At 55.1% G+C, this 19,772-nt stretch carries 19 protein-coding genes; 8 read left to right on the top strand and 11 right to left on the bottom strand.

Features of this window, described 5'->3' with window-relative positions:
• On the top strand, positions 1–469 hold a 469-nt coding region (locus tag AC2FIZ_RS13240), incomplete at its 5' end, for an oligopeptide/dipeptide ABC transporter ATP-binding protein (RefSeq protein WP_496791138.1).
• 1 nt (position 470) lies between these two features.
• Here the strand turns inward: AC2FIZ_RS13240 and AC2FIZ_RS13245 are convergent.
• Positions 471–1,148 (bottom strand): GntR family transcriptional regulator, encoded by a 678-nt coding sequence (locus AC2FIZ_RS13245; protein ID WP_142636309.1) that lies wholly within the window; start codon positions 1,146–1,148, stop codon positions 471–473.
• A gap of 157 nt (positions 1,149–1,305) precedes the next feature.
• On the opposite strand from AC2FIZ_RS13245, the gene AC2FIZ_RS13250 reads away from it, so the two are divergent.
• Positions 1,306–2,343, top strand: coding sequence for a GlxA family transcriptional regulator (locus AC2FIZ_RS13250; protein ID WP_246097212.1), 1,038 nt, complete (start codon positions 1,306–1,308; stop codon positions 2,341–2,343).
• Positions 2,344–2,375: 32 nt separating this feature from the next.
• Here the strand turns inward: AC2FIZ_RS13250 and AC2FIZ_RS13255 are convergent, their stop codons facing one another.
• The 6 genes from AC2FIZ_RS13255 to AC2FIZ_RS13280 all read right to left on the bottom strand — a co-directional run bounded on the left by AC2FIZ_RS13255 (position 2,376) and on the right by AC2FIZ_RS13280 (position 7,111).
• Positions 2,376–3,218, bottom strand: coding sequence for a fumarylacetoacetate hydrolase family protein (locus AC2FIZ_RS13255; protein WP_281995095.1), 843 nt, complete (start codon positions 3,216–3,218; stop codon positions 2,376–2,378).
• A gap of 19 nt (positions 3,219–3,237) precedes the next feature.
• On the bottom strand, positions 3,238–3,993 hold the full coding sequence (locus tag AC2FIZ_RS13260; RefSeq protein ID WP_142636305.1) for an SDR family oxidoreductase: 756 nt from the start codon (positions 3,991–3,993) through the stop codon (positions 3,238–3,240).
• Between the two features lie 86 nt (positions 3,994–4,079).
• Complete coding sequence (locus tag AC2FIZ_RS13265) at positions 4,080–4,910, bottom strand: amidohydrolase family protein (protein WP_281972922.1); 831 nt, start codon at positions 4,908–4,910, stop codon at positions 4,080–4,082.
• A complete protein-coding gene (locus tag AC2FIZ_RS13270; RefSeq protein WP_142636301.1) occupies positions 4,907–5,335 on the bottom strand; it encodes an RbsD/FucU family protein in 429 nt (142 codons plus the stop codon). The genes AC2FIZ_RS13265 and AC2FIZ_RS13270 overlap by 4 nt, the downstream gene beginning before the upstream one ends.
• The gene (locus AC2FIZ_RS13275; protein ID WP_281995094.1) at positions 5,325–6,377 is read right to left on the bottom strand and encodes an aldo/keto reductase; all 1,053 of its coding nucleotides are present in this window, start codon (positions 6,375–6,377) and stop codon (positions 5,325–5,327) included. The genes AC2FIZ_RS13270 and AC2FIZ_RS13275 overlap by 11 nt, the downstream gene beginning before the upstream one ends.
• Positions 6,374–7,111: a GntR family transcriptional regulator gene (locus AC2FIZ_RS13280; RefSeq protein ID WP_282021760.1), complete on the bottom strand. Its 738-nt coding sequence runs from the start codon at positions 7,109–7,111 to the stop codon at positions 6,374–6,376. Before AC2FIZ_RS13280 ends, AC2FIZ_RS13275 begins: the two co-directional genes overlap by 4 nt.
• Positions 7,112–7,194: 83 nt before the next feature.
• Here AC2FIZ_RS13280 and AC2FIZ_RS13285 point away from each other — a divergent pair, with 83 nt between their 5' ends.
• The 6 genes from AC2FIZ_RS13285 to AC2FIZ_RS13310 all read left to right on the top strand — a co-directional run bounded on the left by AC2FIZ_RS13285 (position 7,195) and on the right by AC2FIZ_RS13310 (position 14,967).
• Positions 7,195–8,748, top strand: a complete 1,554-nt coding sequence (locus AC2FIZ_RS13285) for a UxaA family hydrolase (protein WP_282021809.1) — start codon at positions 7,195–7,197, stop codon at positions 8,746–8,748.
• A gap of 40 nt (positions 8,749–8,788) precedes the next feature.
• The gene (locus AC2FIZ_RS13290) at positions 8,789–10,315 is read left to right on the top strand and encodes a sugar ABC transporter ATP-binding protein (RefSeq protein ID WP_496791141.1); all 1,527 of its coding nucleotides are present in this window, start codon (positions 8,789–8,791) and stop codon (positions 10,313–10,315) included.
• A complete protein-coding gene (locus tag AC2FIZ_RS13295) occupies positions 10,312–11,319 on the top strand; it encodes an ABC transporter permease (RefSeq protein ID WP_281995092.1) in 1,008 nt (335 codons plus the stop codon). The genes AC2FIZ_RS13290 and AC2FIZ_RS13295 overlap by 4 nt, the downstream gene beginning before the upstream one ends.
• Positions 11,320–11,367: 48 nt before the next feature.
• Positions 11,368–12,312 carry an ABC transporter substrate-binding protein gene (locus AC2FIZ_RS13300; RefSeq protein ID WP_142636294.1) on the top strand — a complete coding sequence of 315 codons (945 nt, stop codon included), beginning with the start codon at positions 11,368–11,370 and terminating at the stop codon, positions 12,310–12,312.
• Positions 12,313–12,464: 152 nt separating this feature from the next.
• Complete coding sequence (locus AC2FIZ_RS13305; RefSeq protein WP_281995091.1) at positions 12,465–13,112, top strand: GNAT family N-acetyltransferase; 648 nt, start codon at positions 12,465–12,467, stop codon at positions 13,110–13,112.
• A gap of 85 nt (positions 13,113–13,197) precedes the next feature.
• Entirely contained in the window at positions 13,198–14,967 is a 1,770-nt protein-coding gene (locus AC2FIZ_RS13310; RefSeq protein ID WP_281286267.1) for an adenylate/guanylate cyclase domain-containing protein, read from the top strand.
• Between the two features lie 52 nt (positions 14,968–15,019).
• Here the strand turns inward: AC2FIZ_RS13310 and AC2FIZ_RS13315 are convergent, their stop codons facing one another.
• The 4 genes from AC2FIZ_RS13315 to AC2FIZ_RS13330 form a co-directional block, all read right to left on the bottom strand.
• Positions 15,020–15,625: a pentapeptide repeat-containing protein gene (locus tag AC2FIZ_RS13315; RefSeq protein ID WP_281995090.1), complete on the bottom strand. Its 606-nt coding sequence runs from the start codon at positions 15,623–15,625 to the stop codon at positions 15,020–15,022.
• A gap of 113 nt (positions 15,626–15,738) precedes the next feature.
• Positions 15,739–17,034, bottom strand: a complete 1,296-nt coding sequence (locus AC2FIZ_RS13320; protein WP_281995089.1) for a gluzincin family metallopeptidase — start codon at positions 17,032–17,034, stop codon at positions 15,739–15,741.
• A 44-nt stretch (positions 17,035–17,078) separates the two neighbouring features.
• Positions 17,079–18,401 (bottom strand): TfuA-like protein, encoded by a 1,323-nt coding sequence (locus AC2FIZ_RS13325; protein ID WP_281995088.1) that lies wholly within the window; start codon positions 18,399–18,401, stop codon positions 17,079–17,081.
• Complete coding sequence (locus tag AC2FIZ_RS13330; RefSeq protein WP_281995087.1) at positions 18,398–19,603, bottom strand: YcaO-like family protein; 1,206 nt, start codon at positions 19,601–19,603, stop codon at positions 18,398–18,400. The genes AC2FIZ_RS13325 and AC2FIZ_RS13330 overlap by 4 nt, the downstream gene beginning before the upstream one ends.
• Positions 19,604–19,772: the final 169 nt, after the last annotated feature.

Below are 19,772 nucleotides of genomic sequence, written 5' to 3' on the forward strand. Positions count from 1 at the left end.
TGCCCGAGCCCTGATGCTGAACCCCAAGGTTCTGGTTTTGGATGAGCCGGTATCGGCGTTGGATGTTTCGATCCAGTCACAAATCCTGAACCTGCTGGTTGAACTGCAAGAGCGTCTGAACCTGGCCTACCTGTTCATCTCGCATGACCTGTCTGTGGTGAAGCATTTCGCTGATGACGTAATTGTCATGTATCTGGGACGCGCAGTCGAGAAAGCTCCGAAAGAACAGTTGTTCGCGGCGCCCCGGCATCCTTACTCCAAAGCGTTGTTGTCGACGACACCGCGTGCCGACCCCGAGGCGCGTAAGGAACGGATCAAGCTGGAAGGTGAGTTGCCCTCACCGATGAATATCCCCAAAGGATGTGCCTTTGCTCAGCGATGCTGGCTGGCAACTGACGAATGCCGTGCGGCACCACCCGATCTGCAAGGAACAACCCATCAGGCTGCGTGCCTGCATCCGCTGGGTTAGGTTAGCTCTCGGAACTGCGCGTTGCGGTGACCATCGCAAGCAAATGGTCTTTTGTGCGCCCAATATGTTGGGTCAACAGCGCGCAGGCTTCCTCAACTTGCCCATTCTCGGCCAGCGTCAGCAGTTGGCGATGGTCCTTTTTTGCGGGCTCGCGTTGTTCCATAACGCTCAGGTGCATACGGACATAGCGATCGGACTGTAGATTGATCCGTTGTAGTATATCATTGGTGATCCCACGGTCTGCTGCAGCGTAAAGCGCATTGTGGTATTCGTAGTTCAAACCACCCCACCGCCCGACATCATAGGCTTCGTAGGACGTTTCCATTTCGTCCAGAAACCTTTCGCATTCGGCAAAATTTGCCTCGGTCATCTGTGGAATTGCACGCCTGAACAGATCGACCTCCAACATTATCCGGAGGTCAAATATCTCACCGATTTCTGACAGCGAATGTCTTGTCACCGCAGCGCCGCGATTGTTGGTCAGCTGCACAAGACCCTCTGCATCAAGCCGTTTTAACGCTTCTCGTATGGGCATGCGTGACACGTCATAGTCTTCTGCCAAGGCTTCTTGACGGATGGCTTCACCTTCTGCCATCTCACCGCTTAGAATACGCTCGCGCAGGTCATTTGTGATGACATCGGGCAAACTTTGCCTGGGAATTGCGCGGGTTCTTGGCATTGTTACAGTCTCTGCTGGTGTAATTTTGTATCCAAAATACAAAATAGACACCGATTTTCCAAGAGCCTTGCATTCACTAATGAATATAAAGTGTTGATTGATTTCAAGCCGCCTCGGCTGCCACAGTAAAAATGGTCACGTTCTATAAGGATTAAACATGAAAGAGGATCGTATGGATAATCCGCGCTTTTTGCCAAAAGGCGCAATTTCCGTGGACGTTTCCTATGACGGGCCGCCCAAGGCCTTCTATTTTCTGCTTTTACCCAACACGACGATGCTGGCTTTCAGTGCCGCGATTGAGCCTCTGCGCATATCAAATCAACTGTCCAGAAAGCAGCTGTTCGAATGGTACGTGCTCTCCACCGACGGAGAACCCGTGACCTGTTCCAACGGCATACGTGTTCAGGCGGATCACTCGGTCCATGACCTGGAGAAGGGAGCGTTTGTCTTTGTGTGTTCCGGAACGCAACCGATGAGGTCTTTCAACACAAATGTCCTGAACTGGATTCGGCGACAAAAGGCGCATGGATGTGAGTTCGGTGGGATTTGTACCGGTGCATTTGCCTTAGCAAAGGCGGGCGTGATCGGAACCAGAAACTTTACCGTCCATTGGGAAAACCGGCCTGGCTTTTGTGAGAACTTCCCAACAATGGAGCCGACCCAGAACCTCTATGAAATTGACGGGAAACTTAGAACATGCGGGGGCGGGCACGCCAGCACTGACATGATGCTTGAAGTTATCGAGGAATTGTTTGGCAACGCCTTGGCGAACAATGTTTCGGAAATGTGCCTGCACAGAAGGCTGGGAGAAGGCGGCAGCAAACAGGTATCGCCGGTTTCGGCGCTTTTGGGCACGCGAAATGCCAAATTGATCGAAGCGGTGCAAATCATGCGCGAGAATATTGAAACGCAGCTTAGCCTCGAGGCAATAGCGGATCAGGCGTCCCTGTCCCGCCGGCATATGGAGCGGCTGTTCAGGCAGCACACTAACATGTCGCCGGGACGGTTCTATAATGAACTCAGGCTGGACCGTGCTTTTGCCCTGTTGAATGAAACAAACCTGAGCGTTTCTGAGATAGCCTTTGCATCCGGGTTTTCCAGTACGGATAGGCTTTCTGTGCATTTCCGGAACCGATTCAGAATATCACCGCATAATTTCCGGCGATCCTGGTCCGAGGAAACCCACCCAGAATGACTGGATGAGCACCACTTGATAGGTCCCAGGGACTATCCCTGTATAACGTTCTGACGTTGAACCCCCAGACCTTCGATCCCCAGTTCCATCTTGTCTCCAGGTTTGAGGTAAACCTGCGGATTTTGCCCCAGACCCACACCGGGGGGTGTCCCGGTCGAGATCACGTCGCCGGGTTGCAGTGACATGAATTGCGACAGGTGCGAGATCACCGCTGTGACACTGAAATGCATCGTTCTGGTCGAGCCATCCTGATACCGATGCCCGTTCACCTCAAGATACATTGGCAGGTCTTGGGGATCAGGGATTTCGTCCCGTGTCACCAGCCAGGGACCGATTGGGCCGAACGTATCTGCGGATTTACCTTTGACCCACTGACCTGAACGGTGCAGCTGAAAATCCCGTTCTGACAGGTCATTGATAACACAATATCCTGCCACATGGGCCAGTGCTTCATCCTCCGAGATGTATTTTGCTTCTTTTCCGATGACGACGCCCAGTTCCACCTCCCAGTCGGTCTTGACTGACCCGCGGGGGATTTCAACCGTGTCATCGGGGCCTATGATGGCGGATGTCGCTTTGAAAAAGACCACCGGCTCAGCAGGTAGGTGCATGCCGCTTTCGGCCGCGTGATCGGCAAAGTTTAAACCGATGCAGATGAACTTGCCGACACGTCCAACACAGGCGCCGATACGGCTGTCGGCATCGACGGGTGGCAGGGTTTCAAGATCCAGCGCGCGCAGCCGTGCGAGGGTTTCATCGCTAAGCGCTTCCCCAGCAATGTCGACGACGATCCCCGACAGGTCCCGGATAGTGCCGTCTTTATCAACTATGCCCGGCTTTTCCGCGCCTGCTGAGCCGTATCGTAGCAATTTCATTTCACATTCCTCATTTGCTTCAGATCGTCCAGCCGCCATCAATGGCAAAGGGCTGTCCGGTTGTGTATTTGCTGGCATCGCTGGCCAGATAGAGCGCAAGTTCCGCGATCTCATCTGCGGTTCCGATGCGGCCCATGGGTTGCCGCGCGATAAAATCAGTCATTGCTTTCTCGTAATCCCCAGTTGCGCGCAACCGGTCGTGCAAGCTGGGGCTGTCGACAGTGCCGGGGCAGATCGCATTGCACCGGATGCCTTGAGTAACGAAATCGGCTGCGATCGATTTCGTCAGTCCGATTACGGCGGCTTTCGAGGCGCAGTATGCAAACCTGTTTGGAACGCCCTTCAACGAAGAGGCGACCGAAGACATGTTGATGATAGACCCGCCACCATGTTCCAGCATTGTTGGCAGGGCACATTGGATCAGCCGGTACATCGATTTGACGTTCAGCTCAAAACTGGAATCCCAGTCACGTTCATCACATTCCAGAATGGACCCGCCAGCCACATATCCTGCGCAGTTGAACAAAACATCCAACGGGGGCGTGCCCGCGACGAAGTCCTGCACTGCCGCCGCATCGGTTACGTCAAGTTTTACCGACGTAACGCCTTGGATATTTTGCAACTCTGCCAGAGAGGTATCATTAATGTCGCTGGCAAAAACCTGTGCACCTTCGGCGGCGAACAATTCGGCTGTTGCACGCCCTATGCCCTGTCCCGCGGCGGTGATCAGAGCAGTTTTTCCAGCCAGACGGCCAAGGTTTTCGGATGATGTCATATCTAATTCACTCTCCTTCTAAAATCCAAGCTTCTGGGAACCACGACGGCAAAATCCCATCGGCATACAGCCTCGGAAAGATCAATCTAGTTCCTGAGATCATAGGCATGGGCAGCATTACCGCCCCGTATCGCCTGATGCTCGTGTGGTGACAGACCGGTTAACAGCGTATCGGTCGCCTCGAGCCATCGTTCATAACTGCTGTTTAATGTGCAAACCGGCCAGTCGCTGCCCCAGATCAGGCGATAGGGCCCGAATGTGTTCAGCAGGTGATCCACATAGGGCTTCAAATCTTCTACCGTCCAATTCGCCCCGGCCTCGGTCACCAACCCGGAAAGTTTGCACCAGGCATTTGTATTTCGGGCCAATGTCGACATGTCTTCTTGCCAGTCCTCCATGACTCCCTCCCGGATCAGGGGCTTGGCACCGTGATCAATTACCGTGCACATATGTGGGTGCCGTTCCAGCAGCTGTTGAAGCGGCCCCAGATGTCGCGGCAGGGTTAGCGCATCAAAGGTAAGGTTTGACTGTTGCAGAGAGTCAAAAGCCGGTGTCAGCCCATCCTTGAGCATCCATAATGGGTCGGGAATGTCCTGAACCATGGGGCGCAAACCGACAAAGACCGGGTGGGCAGCCAGTCGTGCGATTTGTTCCGGTGCGTCGGCGGCCTCAAAATCAACCCATCCGACAACGCCTTTTATGAACGGGGCCTGCTCGGCGAGTGACAGCAGATACTCGGTCTCAGCAGCTGTCGGCGCAGCCTGTACCAAGACCGTACCGTCAATTCCCGCTCCTTTCAGCAATGGGGCCAGATCCGCGGGCGCGAAATCCGCGTAAATCGGCCCCAAATCCGGTGTCAGCCAGCCATAGTCTTCGCGCGCCAATGTCCAAAAATGCTGATGGGCGTCGATCTTCATCCAAGAACACCCTTTTTCAGGATGATGTTGCCATACAGCCGACGTTCGCCGGTTTGCACGATCGCAAAAGCTGTGGCCGCCCGGTCGTAAAAGGCGAAACGTTCAAGGCCCTGTATCGTGGCCGGGTGGTCCGCTATTTCGCTGATAATGGTTTGAAAATCGGCGATGGCCTCAGGTATAGCATCCGGATCGCCAACAACCTGCATGGTCAGGGCCGGGTCAGGCACAAATGTGTCCAACGGCATGACAGACAAAATAGCTCTTAGGATTTCGCTGGCGCTTGACCCGTCGGCACGTATGCAGCCCGGCCCAGAGCTGGAGCCGGGGAAATTCGCATCCGCAATCACGATTTCATCGCCATGCCCCATAGCGCGCAGGGTGTACAACAGGTCAGGCGACAGGATGGGATCAATATTACGCAGCATAGGCAGTCTCTCCGGGAAGGGGGGCGTCGGAACGGATCAATCCTTCCGAACACAGATCAGACCAAAGCGCAGCGGGGATTTGACGTTCGAGCAGGGCCGCATTGGCCTGCACCTCGGCCGCATTCACCGCGCCGGGGACAACGGTTTTGACGCAGGGATGGCCAAGGACAAATTGCAAGGCAGCAGCGATCAGTGGTGTATCATGGGCTGAGCAGACAGCCTCGATCTGGCGAACTCGGGCAAGGATGTCTTCGGGTGCATCAGCATAATTGTATTTCGCACCGGAAACAGCGCCGGTTGCGAGGATACCCGAGTTGTACGGCCCGCCAAGAATTATGCCCACGTCCCGCTTTTCGCAAAGGGGTAGAAAGCTGTCTAAAGCGTCTTGTTCCAAGAGGGTATAACGGCCTGCCAGAAGAAACCCGTCAAAGTCGCCCAAGCCCAATAATCTTTCGCAGACCTGCCATTCATTTACACCGGCTCCAATGGCGGAGATTTCACCGGCTTCACGAAGTTCGACCAGAGCTTTGTATCCGCCGCCATCGAACAGTTCCCGGATCTTGGCATCAGATGCCTCCTGACTGCCCTGACTGAACGCACAGACGTCATGCACAAGCAGGATATCGGCGCATGAGACACCCAACCGGTCGCGGCTGGCGTCGTAGGATCGCATGACCCCGTCATAGGTATAGTCGAAAACGATACGTTTCTGCGGCACATCAACAAAGGCTTCGGGTGTGACCTGATGCGGTGCGCAATCCAGCAGCAGACGCCCGATCTTGGTCGAAAGTTGAATCTCTTCGCGTCCGAACCGGGCAATAGCCTGGCCAAATCGTTGCTCGGAGCGGCCCAGCCCATATTGCGGTGCGGTGTCAAAAAATCGGATGCCCAAATCAAAGGCTGCCTGCAGCGCAGCCTGCGCATCCTCATCTGATACTTTGCGATAGAGATTCCCCAAAGGCGCGCCACCAAAACCCATCCTGGTCAGCGGAACGGGTCGCGCCGTGCGGCCATTTAGAAGCTCTGTTGCGGTAACTGTCATCCTGCCTCGCGTATTGGATGAGGGGAGTCCGTGAAAAGGTGGGACTGTTCCTGCTGCAAGCGTTGAATCCGAGGCATCAACTGCCCCAGATGACGTCGCATGGCGTCCTGTGCAGCTTTTTCATCTCTCTCAAGAATCGCGTTGAAAATGGTACGGTGTTCGGTCAGCGTTTCCACAACCCGGCCCGGGGTGGGCAGCAGCAGCATTCGTGCTCTGGTCACTTGCAGTGAAACGGTTTGCGCGACGTCGCTTAACCTGTTGAATCCTGTGAATTTCATTAGCAGGCCGTGGAATTCTTCATCCGCCTCGTAAAAGCCGGGGACATCTTCATCTTCGATCAGCAGCTCTTGCAGACGCATGTTGCGGCCCAGTATCTTGCGCTGATCCTCGGTCAAATCGCGCGCGACTTTGGCGACCGTCGCAAGTTCAAGTGCTTCACGCAGGAACATGCCCTCGCGAATTTCGGACATCGAGAAATAGGATACACGCGTGCCGGATTGGGGCACGACATCCACCAGACCCTCGGAAGCAAGTCGGGCAATCGCCTCGGTCACGGGCGCACGCGAAACGCCAAGGCGTTCGCATATCGGCGCCTTCCTGAGGTTGTCGCCCGGCGCGAAGTCCAGCGACAGGATTGCATGCTTGATTGAGAGGTAAACGCGCTGAGACAACGAGCCCTCAGACGTAGAAATATCGCGCAGGTGCAGAGCGTTTATGTCCTGTGGTTTATTCATATTTGGTGACCTAGCATACTAACATGTTAGTTGACAAGTGCGTGTCCGACGATTAGCAGTCGGGATCAGCAAACAGGAAAATGATGCAACCAGATCAGAAAATAAAGGCTTCTGAGCCCGCAGCGCGCGATACAGTCAGGTTGAACCCGGACGACAATATCGTCATTGCACTCCGAGATCTGAAGATCGACACGCAGCCTTCCGGGCTGAATGTCCCGCTTCGGGATCAGGTTCTGCGTGGGCACAAGATTGCTATTGCCCCAATTTCTGCCGGAGAAAACGTCATTCGCTATGGTCAGATCATTGGTCAGGCAAAGGCAGATATCGCAGCCGGAGATCACGTCCATGTCCACAATCTTGGTATGGGGGCCCATCAGCAGGATTATGCCCATGCGACCGCAAATACCCCTTTGCCGCATTTCGACGAAGAGCGGAGTTTTCTTGGGTATCACCGGTCCGATGGGAAGGTTGGCACGCGCAATTATATCGGAATTCTGACGACAGTGAATTGTTCGGGTTCAGTAGCCCGGTTCATCGCCGAAGCGGCCTTAAAACGTGGGTTGCTTGATCCATATCCCAACGTGGACGGGGTGGTGCCCATCGTGCATGGCACGGGCTGCGGTATGTCGGCCAAGGATGACGGCTATGCTACGTTGATGCGCACCCTGGCCGGGTACGCCCAGCACCCGAACTTTGCCGGCATTCTGCTGATCGGGCTGGGATGTGAGGTCATGCAAGTGGCCGGTCTGGTTGATGGCCGCCCCATCCGCGAGGACGGTGCCTTGCGCTATATGACCATCCAAAACGAAGGCGGTACGCGCCGCACGATCGAGCGCGGGCTTGCCGAGCTGGAGGGGATCGCTCGGCTCGCCAATCAGGCGGTGCGCAAGCCCGCTCGGATCAGTGCGATTACGGTCGGGATGCAATGCGGAGGCTCGGATGGTTATTCCGGCATCACTGCCAATCCGGCGCTTGGATATGCCTCTGATCTGCTTGTGCGCCATGGCGGAACAACAATCCTGTCGGAAACCTCTGAAATTTATGGCGCCGAGCATCTTTTGACCCGGCGCGCAGAAACGCCGGAAATCGGCGAAAAACTGATCGACCGTATTCATTGGTGGGAAGATTACACCAAGCGCAATGGCGGCGAGATGGACAACAATCCAAGCCCCGGAAACAAGCGCGGTGGCCTGACGACCATTCTTGAAAAGTCTCTGGGTGCGGTGGCCAAGGGGGGCACGGCCCCGATGCGCGACGTCTACAGATTTGGCGAAATTATCGACAAAAAGGGCTTTGTCTTCATGGACAGTCCCGGGTTCGATCCTTGCTCGGTCACTGGTCAGGTGGCGGCGGGTGCCAATTTGATCGTGTTTACCACAGGCAGGGGGTCGGTCTCCGGATATCAACCCACGCCCTGCATCAAGCTGGCGACGAATTCGGAAATGTACGCCCGCATGTCCGAAGACATGGATCTGAATTGCGGCGACATCGTCACTGACGGGGTCAGTATCGAGGCCAAGGGCGAAGAGTTGTTCGAAATGTTGATCCGTGTCGCATCGGGCGATCAAACAAAAAGCGAAGAGCTTGGTTTTGGGGGCGTTGAATTTGTCCCCTGGCAAATCGGCGCTGTGATGTAGCGGCAGGTTCGTCAGAGGTAGGGGCAAAATGGGGGGAGAGATGGAAAAACTGGTCGAAATGAAGGGGATCGAAAAGTATTTCCCCGGTGTGCACGCGCTGAAATCCGTGCAGTTCGATCTGTTTTCGGGCGAAGTCCACGCGCTTATGGGGGAAAACGGGGCGGGGAAGAGTACGTTGATGAAAATCCTGTCCGGGATCTATCAGCGCGATGGCGGCGACTTGGCCATTCAAGGCAAATCAGCCAGTCCCACATCCCCGCGTGAGGCTCAGAACCTCGGGATCGGGATCATCCATCAGGAACTGAGTCTGATGAATGATCTGACCGTAGCGCAGAACATCTTTATCGGACGCGAGCCCCGGAAACGTTTTGGTCGCCTGGACGAGGCCGCGCTGAACGCTCAAACCGCTGAAATCTTCGGGGCGATGAACCTGAACCTTGATCCCAAAGCGCTGGTCGGCGGGTTGACCATTGCCAAGCAGCAGATGGTCGAAATTGCCAAGGCGCTGTCCTATCGCTCCAAGGTTCTGGTCATGGACGAACCGACCGCAGCCCTGAACGACGCCGAGATTGCCGAGCTGTTCGTCATCATCCGCCGCCTGAGGGCGGAAGGGGTGGGGATTGTCTATATCAGCCACAAAATGGACGAGCTGAAACAAATCGCCGACCGTGTGACTGTCATGCGCGACGGTGAATATGTTGGCACTGTCGGTGCCAGTGACACGCCGATCAGCAAAATCATTGCGATGATGGTTGGGCGCGAAGTATCCGAAGACCCTCTGGATGTGCCGGACCTGAGCGATGCCGAGGTTTCTCTGGAAGTCGTAGGACTGACGCGGGGCACGGATCTGAAAGATGTCAGCTTTTCGGTCCGGAAGGGTGAAATCTTGGGCTTTGCTGGGCTGATGGGGGCAGGGCGGACCGAAGTTGCGCGGGCAATCTTTGGGGCTGACACTATCGATAGCGGTGAAATCCGGGTACATGAGCAGATCGTGCCCATCCGTTCCCCTGTGGATGCCGTGCGGGCCGGGATCGGGTACCTGTCCGAGGATCGCAAGCATTTCGGCCTCGCCACGGGAATGAACGTCCGCGACAATATCGCTCTGGCTTCGATGGATAGGTTTACCAGTGCCACCGGTGTTCTGAACGATAGCGAAATCAGCACTACGGCCAAAGGCTATATCGCCCAGCTTGGCATTCGCACACCCTCGGATGTGCAAGAGGTGCGCCTGTTGTCCGGCGGCAATCAGCAAAAGGTAGTCATCGCAAAATGGCTTCTGCGAGATTGCGACATCCTGATCTTTGACGAACCCACGCGCGGTATTGATGTCGGTGCAAAATCGGAAATCTACAAACTGCTCGAAGAACTGGCCGCGCAGGGAAAGACGATCATCGTGATCTCATCCGAATTGCCGGAAATCATGCGCCTCAGCCACCGAATCGCCGTCATGTGCGAAGGCCGGCTGACCGGAATTCTACCCGGCGGAAACAACACCACTCAGGAAGACATCATGCATCTGGCCACCCAACGCACGGCGGCGATGCAGGTCACAGGGACAGCAATATGACCACAGCAACGGATATAGACAAGAAAAAGCCCCTGGCGGGCCTGTCGGAAAGCGGCGCGTATCAAAAGCTGCTGGCCTTTGCCAGTCTCATCGCCCTGTTGATCGGCTTTTCGATCGCATCGCCGAACTTCATGCAGACCTCGAACATGATAGCCATTCTTCAGGCAACTTCGGTCAACGGCGTACTGGCCGTTGCCGCAACTCTGGTGATCATCACGGGCGGAATCGACCTGTCGGTTGGCACTTTGATGACCTTCTGCGCCGTGATTGCGGGCGTAGCCCTGACTTATCTCGGCATGCCCCTGCTTTTGGGTGTTGCTGCAGCCATTGCAGCGGGTGCGTTTTGTGGTCTGTGTTCGGGCACATTTGTGGCCAAAATGAAAATCCCGCCCTTCATCGCGACGCTGGGCATGATGCTGATCCTCAAGGGTCTATCGCTGGTTATCTCGGGCACACGACCGATCTATTTCAATGACACGCCTGGTTTCGATCAGATCTCGCGCGGGTCTCTGATCGGAGAAATCGTCCCCTCGGTACCTATCCCGAACGGCGTGCTGATCTTGTTTTTGGTCGCGATTGCAGCATCCTATATCCTCAGCCGCACTGTTCTGGGCCGCTATACGTTCGCTTTGGGATCGAACGAAGAGGCGGTCCGCTTGTCGGGTGTCAACACCGACGCCTGGAAGATGCGAATCTACGCGCTGGCCGGGGGAATTTGCGGCATCGGCGGCATCCTGATCGCCTCGCGCCTGAACTCGGCACAACCCGCTTTGGGGCTGGGATACGAACTTGAGGCCATCGCGGCTGTGGTCATTGGCGGAACCTCTCTGTCCGGCGGGCGCGGCACGATCCTGGGAACGCTCATCGGCGCGCTTATCATGGCTGTCCTGACCAATGGGCTGCGCGTTCTGTCTGTCGCGCAGGAATGGCAGACCGTTGTCACTGGCGCGATCATCATTCTGGCCGTCTATGCCGACATGGCGCGGCGCAAAAAGACCGGGTGAACAATTTTTAGGACCAAAGAAGATAACGACCAACTGGAGGAGAATATCATGTTAACACGTCGTTTCGTTCTGGGGGCGCTCAGCGCAGCCACCCTCGCAGCTCCGGCCTCTATGGCCATGGCGGAAGAAATCTATATTCCGCTGGTATCCAAAGGGTTCCAGCACCAATTCTGGCAGGCGGTAAAGCAGGGCGCCGAACAGGCAGCCGAAGAGTTTGACGTCACAATCACATTCGAAGGACCGGACAACGAAACGATGGTCGACCGTCAGATCGACATGCTGGCCGCAGCACTGGCAAACAATCCCAAAGCTATCGGCTTTGCCGCACTCGACAGTCAGGCCGCCATTCCGTTGCTGAAGCAGGCAAATGACAAGGGTATCCCGATCATCGCTTTTGACAGCGGAGTCGACAGTGATATTCCTGTTTCTACTGCCACAACTGATAACCTAGCTGCAGCGGGGCTTGCCGCTGACAAAATGGCCGAAAAGATTGGTGGAAAAGGCAAAGTTGCAGTGGTAGCCCACGACCAAACCAGCCGCACTGGCATTGACCGCCGCGATGGATTTGTGAACCGCATTGCGGAAAAATACCCTGATATCGAAGTTGTCACCGTTCAGTACGGGCAGGGCGACCATCTGAAATCAACCGAGGTGACAAAAGCGATCCTCACTGCAAACCCCGATCTGGATGGTATTTTCGGCACCAATGAAGGCTCTGCCATTGGTGTCGTGAACGGGGTTCAGGAATTGGGCACCGAAGGCCTTGTCATCATTGGCTATGACAGCGGCAAAGCCCAAAAAGACGCGATCAAAAGTGGTCTGATGACCGGGGCAATTACTCAGAACCCGGTTGGTATCGGCTATGAAACGGTCAAGGCGGCCGTCGCGGCGATGAAAGGCGAAGAAGTCCCGGCCCTAATCGACACAGGCTTTTACTATTACGATGCTTCCAACATTGACGATCCGAAGATCGCGGCAGTTCTTTACGACTAAGAGCCTGACAGCTTAATACGGACCGGTTCGCCCGATCGGCGGACCGGTTTTTTTGTCTTACTGGGTTGCAACAATCATCTTTTCTGTTTGCGGCGTTTTCATGCTATCCTCTACGGGTTATTTTTTGATGTTTATTGAAGGTTGAAATTCCGGTGAAAAAAAAGCCCAGCAACAAGACCTATGTCCTGCGTCCCCTGGAAAAATCCGATCTTGAGACAATTCTGCCCTGGTTTCAAAATGTAGAGGATTTAGCCAAATTCGAACGCGTGTCCCGCATTCCTCTTAATCTTGCACAGACAGAGGAAAGCTGGAGCGACATGTTCACCGGCTCAGCCATCGGCCGCAGGTGTTGGTTCGTTGTTGAGAATTCGGCGGGAAAACTGGTCGGCATGAGCGGCCTCGAGGGGATATCGCCGATCAATCGCGATGCTGTCGTTGCGATGTTCGTCGATCATTCGGTGCGCCGCCATGGAGTTGGTATCAGGGCGACGGCTTTGGTCGCCGATTTCGCCTTTCGGCAACTGGGGCTGAACCGGCTGACGTCGTATTATAGGGCGGATAATGTCAGCAGCAGAGACCTGGTTGCCAGACTGGGGTGCCAGATCGAGGGGTCGATGCGTCAGGCCTGGTTTGCAGATGGTCAATTTCACGATATGGTTGTGGTCGGGTTGCTGAGCAGCGGTTGGTTCGAAAACCGAAATTCACTGGCAAAAGAATTGGGCGGTGAAACCATCGTTAAGCTTGGCAATAATGCCTCGGATTGCTGGTGTTGGCCCCCGCAAGAGACTGGGTCGGACTAAGAGACGTTATTACCAATCGTTTCAAATCTTTTTTTGTTATACAAAAGTTAGGGTTCGTTCAGAACTCAGGAATCGAGTACCGCCAGTGAATACAGTTAACCCGAATTCATCAATCACTCAGAAGCTGGGTGCAGTCTTATTTGCAGATGTCGTCGGCTATTCTCGCCTGATGAGTGAGAACGAACTCGACACCTACAACGCTTTGAAGACACTTCTATCGCAGATCGAAGCCGCATGCGCCCGTTATCAGGGGCGTGTTGTCGAAGTGCGCGGTGACGGCATCCTGGCCCTGTTTGAAACAGCGACCAGCGCGGTCGAATTTGGTGTTGAGCTGCACCAAATTTCTGCCCAGCACAACGATTCAGGATCAGATCAACAGCAAATCAAGTTTCGCGTTGGCATCCATCTTGGAGAGATCCTGATAGATGAGCGTGGAATTCATGGCGACAACGTCAACATTGCAGCGCGATTGCAAGAAATTGCGGAACCCGAGCGGGTCTATGTCAGCTCTGCGGTGTATGATCAGGTTTGTAACCGGTTGCGGTATGGGTACGAATTTCTTGGTCCGCAGCATTTGAAGAACATTCTTTCGCCGGTTTCAACCTACTGTGTCCGCAGCGAGGTTGCCGGTGCTACTTTGGCGGGCACTATGCGTCCCGACGCTATTGTCGATCTGTTGGAACGCCCGGACACTCCGTCGGTCGCTGTGCTACCGTTCAGCATCAGCGGCGGGGATGAGTCTGACGGCTGGATTGCCGATGGTCTGACCGACGACATCATTCTGAACCTTTCCAAATTCAGAAACCTTTTCGTCATCGCCCGAAACTCATCATTCTTCTTCAGGGCGCAGTCCATGCCACCGAAGGAAGCCGCAAGAAAGCTGAATGTCCGGTATATCGCCCGTGGCAGTGTGCGTCGCTCTTCCAGTCGAATCCGCATTACTGCGGAACTGGTCGATGCAAACACTGAACGCACGATTTGGGGTGAGCGGTTTGATCGAAACATTGACGATATATTTGATATTCTGGACGAGGTGACTGAATGTATCGTCGCGGCCACGGCCGTAATGATCGAATCCCATGAGCGCCAAGTTATGGTTCAGGCCGTTCCTTCAGATCTGGAGGCATATGGCTCTGTCCTGCAGGGGCAGCAGCACATCTTCAAATACACGCGCAACGACAACCGCAAGGCACAGAATTTCTATCAATCTGCGCTGGAAAGGGACGGCAACTATGCCCGTGCCGCCGCCGCCTTGTCCCGAACGTTGAATCTGGATTGGCGATACTCGTGGACCGAAGATCCAGGCAGTGCATTCGAGCAGGCGCTGTCTTTGGCACAGCGGTCGATCGAATTGGACCCGACAGACGCGCGGGGATTTGGCGAGCTGGGATTTGTCCATCTGTATCGCAAGGAACATAGTGCGGCGCTACAGTCTTACCAACGTGCTTTGGCTCTCAACCCCAATGATGCGGATATGCATTCGGATTTCGCCGATGCGCTTGCACATTCGGGGGAAAATGAGACCGCCATCACGCATCTGCAACAGGCCATGCGTCTGAACCCGTACTTTCCGGATCAGTATCTCTGGCACCTCGGCGGCGCCTATTACAATCTCAGGCGCTATGAAGATGTTATCGAAACCGTCAACAAGATGAACAATCCAACCGAGGGTCAACGGATGCTGGCCGCCAGCCATGCGCAGCTGGGCAACATGGATATGGCACGCATGATTGCTGAAAAGCACCGCGCCGCACACCCGAACTTTTCTTTGTCACGCTGGGCCAAGGTGCTGCCCGACCGTCTGGAAGACGACACGCAGCACTTTGTCGAAGGGCTGAAAAAAGCGGGATTTTAGAACGGAAAAAGGCGCGAGATCCCGCGCCTTCTTTGCTGACTTTGTCCGAAGATCAGTCGCCGCCGCGTACTTTGGCTCCGCTAACCTTGGCGCCACTGACCTTGGCACCGCTGACTTTCGCGCCACTGACCTTGGCACCACTCACTTTGGCACCGCTGACCTTTGCACCGCTGATAGCAGGGCTGTCAAAGCCAAAATAGAGGTCTAGAAGAACCTGTTCGAACTGGCCTGTCATGACATCCATGCGCATGGTCTGATCGGACTTATCATAGCTCCAGAACTTGATACCGTCAGCGACCTGATAGTCCGCCGCCGCAACACCGCCAATCGAAGGATCCGTGGGGGCGCGCGAGGCCTGGTTTGGTGGCTCGCCCTTTTTGGCGACATCTTGACCATCGCCGTGAACCAGGAAAATCACCGGCTCGGGCAGGTCGTAGTAGGTGCCTTCATAGGCAAACCCGTAGATCTTGGCAAATTTGGCTTCGTCATTTCCTGAATTCGCGAGTTGCTCATCAAGATGTTTGTTGTTGCCTTTTCCTCTGCTTTTCTTTTTCGCAGGGTCGTAATCCAAATCGTCGATAACTCTGCCGTAAATCAACACTTCCGAAAAACTGAGCAAGGATTCCGCCATAAACTCATCTCCCAAATATGGGTTCATCACCCGAACCCCCTTCGATTAAATCCCGAGGATGACCGCATCGGTGTCTCCTCAAAAATCACCCCGCCTCTAAATGCCATAAATCTGCCGAAAAAAAAAGAATTTTGCTGTCATCAGTCTGGAACCTGCGTGCGGACGGAGTGTGCGTGACTGTCTTCATCGGGGTCCGGCAGCCGCGGACCGGCAGTTGCCACCCCGATATCACGCATCCGAAAGTTTCCTTCGATGATCCGCCGGAAGGCACCCCCGGTAATTTCCTGATCCACCGCCAGCATGGCCTTTTCGACACCGAAATAGCTGAGCATATCGGCGTCCAACATGCTCCAGGCGTCGGCCAGATAGGTGCCCAGGAAATCGCGCGCCTCAAGAAGTGCTACGCGGAATCCATCGGGGTTTTCGGCATATCGCTTGTCAAAAATACCCTGCATGACCGCGCTGTAATCGGGTGAATCCTCTAGCTGATCGGACAGGTCTTCCTCTGCCTGTGTGATAAGGCCATGAACCAACAGGCGCTCATGATAGATGTCCACCAAAATGTCGAACATTGCACCTGTCAGTGGCTCGGAAAGTGCATGTTCACTGGACCATCCGGCAGCGAATTCCGATAGTGACCGGTTGTTTGCGGCCGTTCTGATCTGTGCATTTTCCGAAAGCTCGGCAAAGCGATTCAGTCGATTGAAGCTGTAGAGATTGCCTTTGGTGTTTTCCAACAGCGCCTCTACCACCGAGCCAAAATGCAAAGAGGCCAGAAGCGCCACCATATCGGCGGCGGATTCATGGAACCCGTAATACTCACCCGAGACATCTCCGTCGGTGGGCATGCCCACGACGCTGTAAATGATTGAGTGGCCGATTTCATGTGCGACCACGTCGAAATTCAGGCTGTAGGGGCGATATTCGTCCCCGTGTTCATGGGTGCCCCCGGTTTCAAGGAAACCCCAACCGATATGCGCATTGTCCAGGCTTGGCAGCAGCGACAGTTCGAGCCGGTTAAAATCACGGGCGAAATGCCATGGGATTGGTCGGTCAAAATAGCCCTGCCAGACGTCCATCGTGAAATGCGCCGAGCCAAACAGATGCGCTGCCTCAAAAGCCGGGTCCGACGGGCCAATATGGATAAAGTTACCGAACTCATCAGGCATTGCCGGGGGATGGATATATCCGTTCCAGGGCGGCAGATACATTCCCGGACCATCCGGTCCGGGCACGATGGCCCCATAGGGTGTAGTCTTTCCGACAGGGTTAACCGTGTACATGCGCGGACCCGATGGACCAGGGCCGATACTGCCCTGCGGGGCCGATATTTCGACTAGCTCAAGCTGTGGGTCCTCTTCCAGAAAAGGGGATTGCGGATACAGCAGAAATCGCGTTCCAGGCTCTTCTTCATCAAGGTGATCTGGTAAGTTCACAATACCCCCCTTTCAGGCCACGCCTCGGATCCGCCTTGGGGCGGCTAGTCAACGGTACTATTTAATCCGGCATCCGCGTGACAAAACAAATACTCTGCTTCTATCAAATCAAAAAATGCTTCCCGCCCGGCCAATCCAAGTGAAACTGCATATGATTCAAGATCATCCGGCACTGGTTGGTCAAGCTGTGTTTCAAAATACCACATAACCATAGGTAGGCGCCCGCTTGCGGGACCGCCTCGGGCAGTCAATGATTCAGCTCCCCTTTGTGCCTTGCGATGGGCACGATCCCGCAATTCGGCATAGCTCCCGTCACGGCGCAACTCGCGCAAAAGCGATGACTCAAGGACCGAAGCCCGAGAGGTAATGTGGCCATGCACCCGAGCGGCATCGGCCAGCATCGCCTCGTATTCCTCGACACTCAGATCATTCTCGTCCAGCCATGCCATCAAAGCGGCGCGGCGCGACAGGCCGGCTTTTTGCCGGTGCGCATCCATCTGTGCCATCAGGGCAGGGCGGTCAGGCTCTTCATCCCGCCGATCAGCCTCTTCCCGCGCCAGCAGAGTCAGCGCGGCCCGTTCACGCAGCCGCGTATACATGTCCGGGTTCAGCCTGACTTCGTCGATAACCGCCTGATCGGCCTTCTGATCGGCATCCACTCGGGCACGCAGCCCTTTCCACATCAGCGTTTCTTCGGTCGGTTGCTGCGTCGCCGGGAAGGGAAGGTCGTTTGCCAGATCTTCGGCCATACGCCCAAGCATCTCAATGGCATCACGCGCTTTTGCATCAACCTTGCCGTTTGGCAGCCAGTCCACAAAACTCTGGATATCAGAAAGCCCGTTCAACGCGTCAATTATGTTAGGCCAACTGCGCTGACGATAGTTCATGCCTTTGGCAATCCGCAGAACCTCTGCGGCACGTTCAGCGACCAACATGCCTAGATCATGCGCCTCCTCAACCGTTGCTCGGACCGAGACCATGGGTTCGCTCAATGGCAAATAACCCAATTCTGCCGGGCTGTGCAGGACCGCAACTTCGTCGTCATCCTGCAGGGTTCGGCTGTAGAAATCCTCAAAGATTCGACCCACGCCGATCATACCAAAATCAGCCAACTCTGCCGCGCGCAAAGCACCCATGCTGGCACTGCCATAAACGGGGATTCCCTGATCCATCGCCCAAAGAATCTCTTTATGCCAGACCGACGGGACGCCCTCAAAAAAGCCGTCTATTATCCCGATCGCACGCGGACGATCACGTGCCACGCGATATACGTCCCCCTGCCGGACCGGGGGCAAGATCACAGGGTCCAAGCATTGGGCCACAGCATCGGCTGTCAACGTCGGGCCCACAAAAATAACGACACTCATCCGTATGTTTCCATTACACGCTGCGCGCGTTCCCCGGCGATATAATCGGGGTCGTCATGAGGCGCTTCAAGCCCCGGTATGACAGCTCGGACAACGGCGATCTCATATTCCGGGCGCGATAGATCGACCGTGATCACCTGCAAAATACCTACGGTTTCGAGGCGGGTAGTCAGCAAGTTCAAATCCTCTTGGAATGATCCGGTGGCATATGTCGGAGTATTCGAGAAATCCTGCGTCGCGTCCGAGCTGTCAATCTGATTGCGAATATAGGCACATCTTTCGGTCTGCGCCTGGTCAGTAAACTCTTCTGGGTCCAGATCATCACGCGCGCCAGAGATATAGGTGAGGCGGGTTTGTGCCGCTTCGGTCAGGGCCCGCAACAAAGCAATGGCGCGATCTGGATGGCAGCCATCACCGATACCGATGTGGCCGTTCTGCCCGTCCGGCTCGCAGATCGTACAGCGGAAACAGGCGATTCCGATGTCCGAGGTGGTGTCCCAGATGCCCAGGGTCAGGCCCGCCGCTTCAATCATGCTTATTGCGTCCTTGCACCTGTCATCATCTATAGTGTCTGGGTGGATCCGTGCTGGCGCGGACTGAAATTGCCACAGTGTGGTGGCATCGCGTTCGATGAGTTCAAAGATCGCATGGCAACTGGCTTCAAACAGGTTGTTGCCGGATGCCAAACCGTTTGTCGTTCTGGGAAAAGCAACCTGCCGACCCATCGGCAAAGACGTATAATCGGTATCGACCATCTCCATTGGAACCCAACGGGCGCAAGCGGAATTCAAATCCCGACCCTCTACCCACAATCTGTTCGCATCAGGATCAAATCGGCCACCAGTCACCCGAGGTAGCTTATCAACATCCACCACCGGCGCATCGCGCGCTATATCGGTAAATCGTGCCAGACGTTGAGGCGCCGTTACCCGTTCCGCGTGCCAGCTTTCGATCGCTTCCATAACCCCCGACGCTTGCGCGGCCGGGACTGACAATCCCTTGCCGAGCGACACCGAAACCGATCGGGAATTCGGGCGCGCAACCATGACCGTGGGCAATCCGATACGATCCAGGCCGGTTAAGTTCGCAATTCGAGTAATGCCCATTTCACGCAAATAGGGCGTTACGATTTCCAATGTTTGGCTGGGGCTTCGCAGGCGATGAGTATCAAGCACATATTGCTTTTCCGATACGTCAGACATGATGCAACCTTGCCAAAAACAAAAGAAATTGGCCACCAGGCGAAAATACATGCCGGTGACCGGATCAGCTCAGGATGGGGGATGATTTCATAGGGGTCAACTCTGCCGCCCATAATTGTCTCAACACGACAATCTACTTGCTGGACGATGATGAGCGCGGGCTGAACCA

The sequence above is a fragment of the Ruegeria sp. CDSB022 genome (assembly GCF_059611145.1).

Excerpts from the sequence above, each read along its gene's own strand:
- AC2FIZ_RS13245 (WP_142636309.1), bottom strand. The coding sequence starts at position 1,148 with ATGCCAAGAACCCGCGCAATTCCCAGGCAAAGTTTGCCCGATGTCATC.
- AC2FIZ_RS13250 (WP_246097212.1), top strand. The coding sequence starts at position 1,306 with ATGAAAGAGGATCGTATGGATAATCCGCGCTTTTTGCCAAAAGGCGCA.
- AC2FIZ_RS13255 (WP_281995095.1), bottom strand. The coding sequence starts at position 3,218 with ATGAAATTGCTACGATACGGCTCAGCAGGCGCGGAAAAGCCGGGCATA.
- AC2FIZ_RS13260 (WP_142636305.1), bottom strand. The coding sequence starts at position 3,993 with ATGACATCATCCGAAAACCTTGGCCGTCTGGCTGGAAAAACTGCTCTG.
- AC2FIZ_RS13265 (WP_281972922.1), bottom strand. The coding sequence starts at position 4,910 with ATGAAGATCGACGCCCATCAGCATTTTTGGACATTGGCGCGCGAAGAC.
- AC2FIZ_RS13270 (WP_142636301.1), bottom strand. The coding sequence starts at position 5,335 with ATGCTGCGTAATATTGATCCCATCCTGTCGCCTGACCTGTTGTACACC.
- AC2FIZ_RS13275 (WP_281995094.1), bottom strand. The coding sequence starts at position 6,377 with ATGACAGTTACCGCAACAGAGCTTCTAAATGGCCGCACGGCGCGACCC.
- AC2FIZ_RS13280 (WP_282021760.1), bottom strand. The coding sequence starts at position 7,111 with ATGAATAAACCACAGGACATAAACGCTCTGCACCTGCGCGATATTTCT.
- AC2FIZ_RS13285 (WP_282021809.1), top strand. The coding sequence starts at position 7,195 with ATGCAACCAGATCAGAAAATAAAGGCTTCTGAGCCCGCAGCGCGCGAT.
- AC2FIZ_RS13290 (WP_496791141.1), top strand. The coding sequence starts at position 8,789 with ATGGAAAAACTGGTCGAAATGAAGGGGATCGAAAAGTATTTCCCCGGT.
- AC2FIZ_RS13295 (WP_281995092.1), top strand. The coding sequence starts at position 10,312 with ATGACCACAGCAACGGATATAGACAAGAAAAAGCCCCTGGCGGGCCTG.
- AC2FIZ_RS13300 (WP_142636294.1), top strand. The coding sequence starts at position 11,368 with ATGTTAACACGTCGTTTCGTTCTGGGGGCGCTCAGCGCAGCCACCCTC.
- AC2FIZ_RS13315 (WP_281995090.1), bottom strand. The coding sequence starts at position 15,625 with ATGAACCCATATTTGGGAGATGAGTTTATGGCGGAATCCTTGCTCAGT.
- AC2FIZ_RS13325 (WP_281995088.1), bottom strand. The coding sequence starts at position 18,401 with ATGAGTGTCGTTATTTTTGTGGGCCCGACGTTGACAGCCGATGCTGTG.
- AC2FIZ_RS13330 (WP_281995087.1), bottom strand. The coding sequence starts at position 19,603 with ATGTCTGACGTATCGGAAAAGCAATATGTGCTTGATACTCATCGCCTG.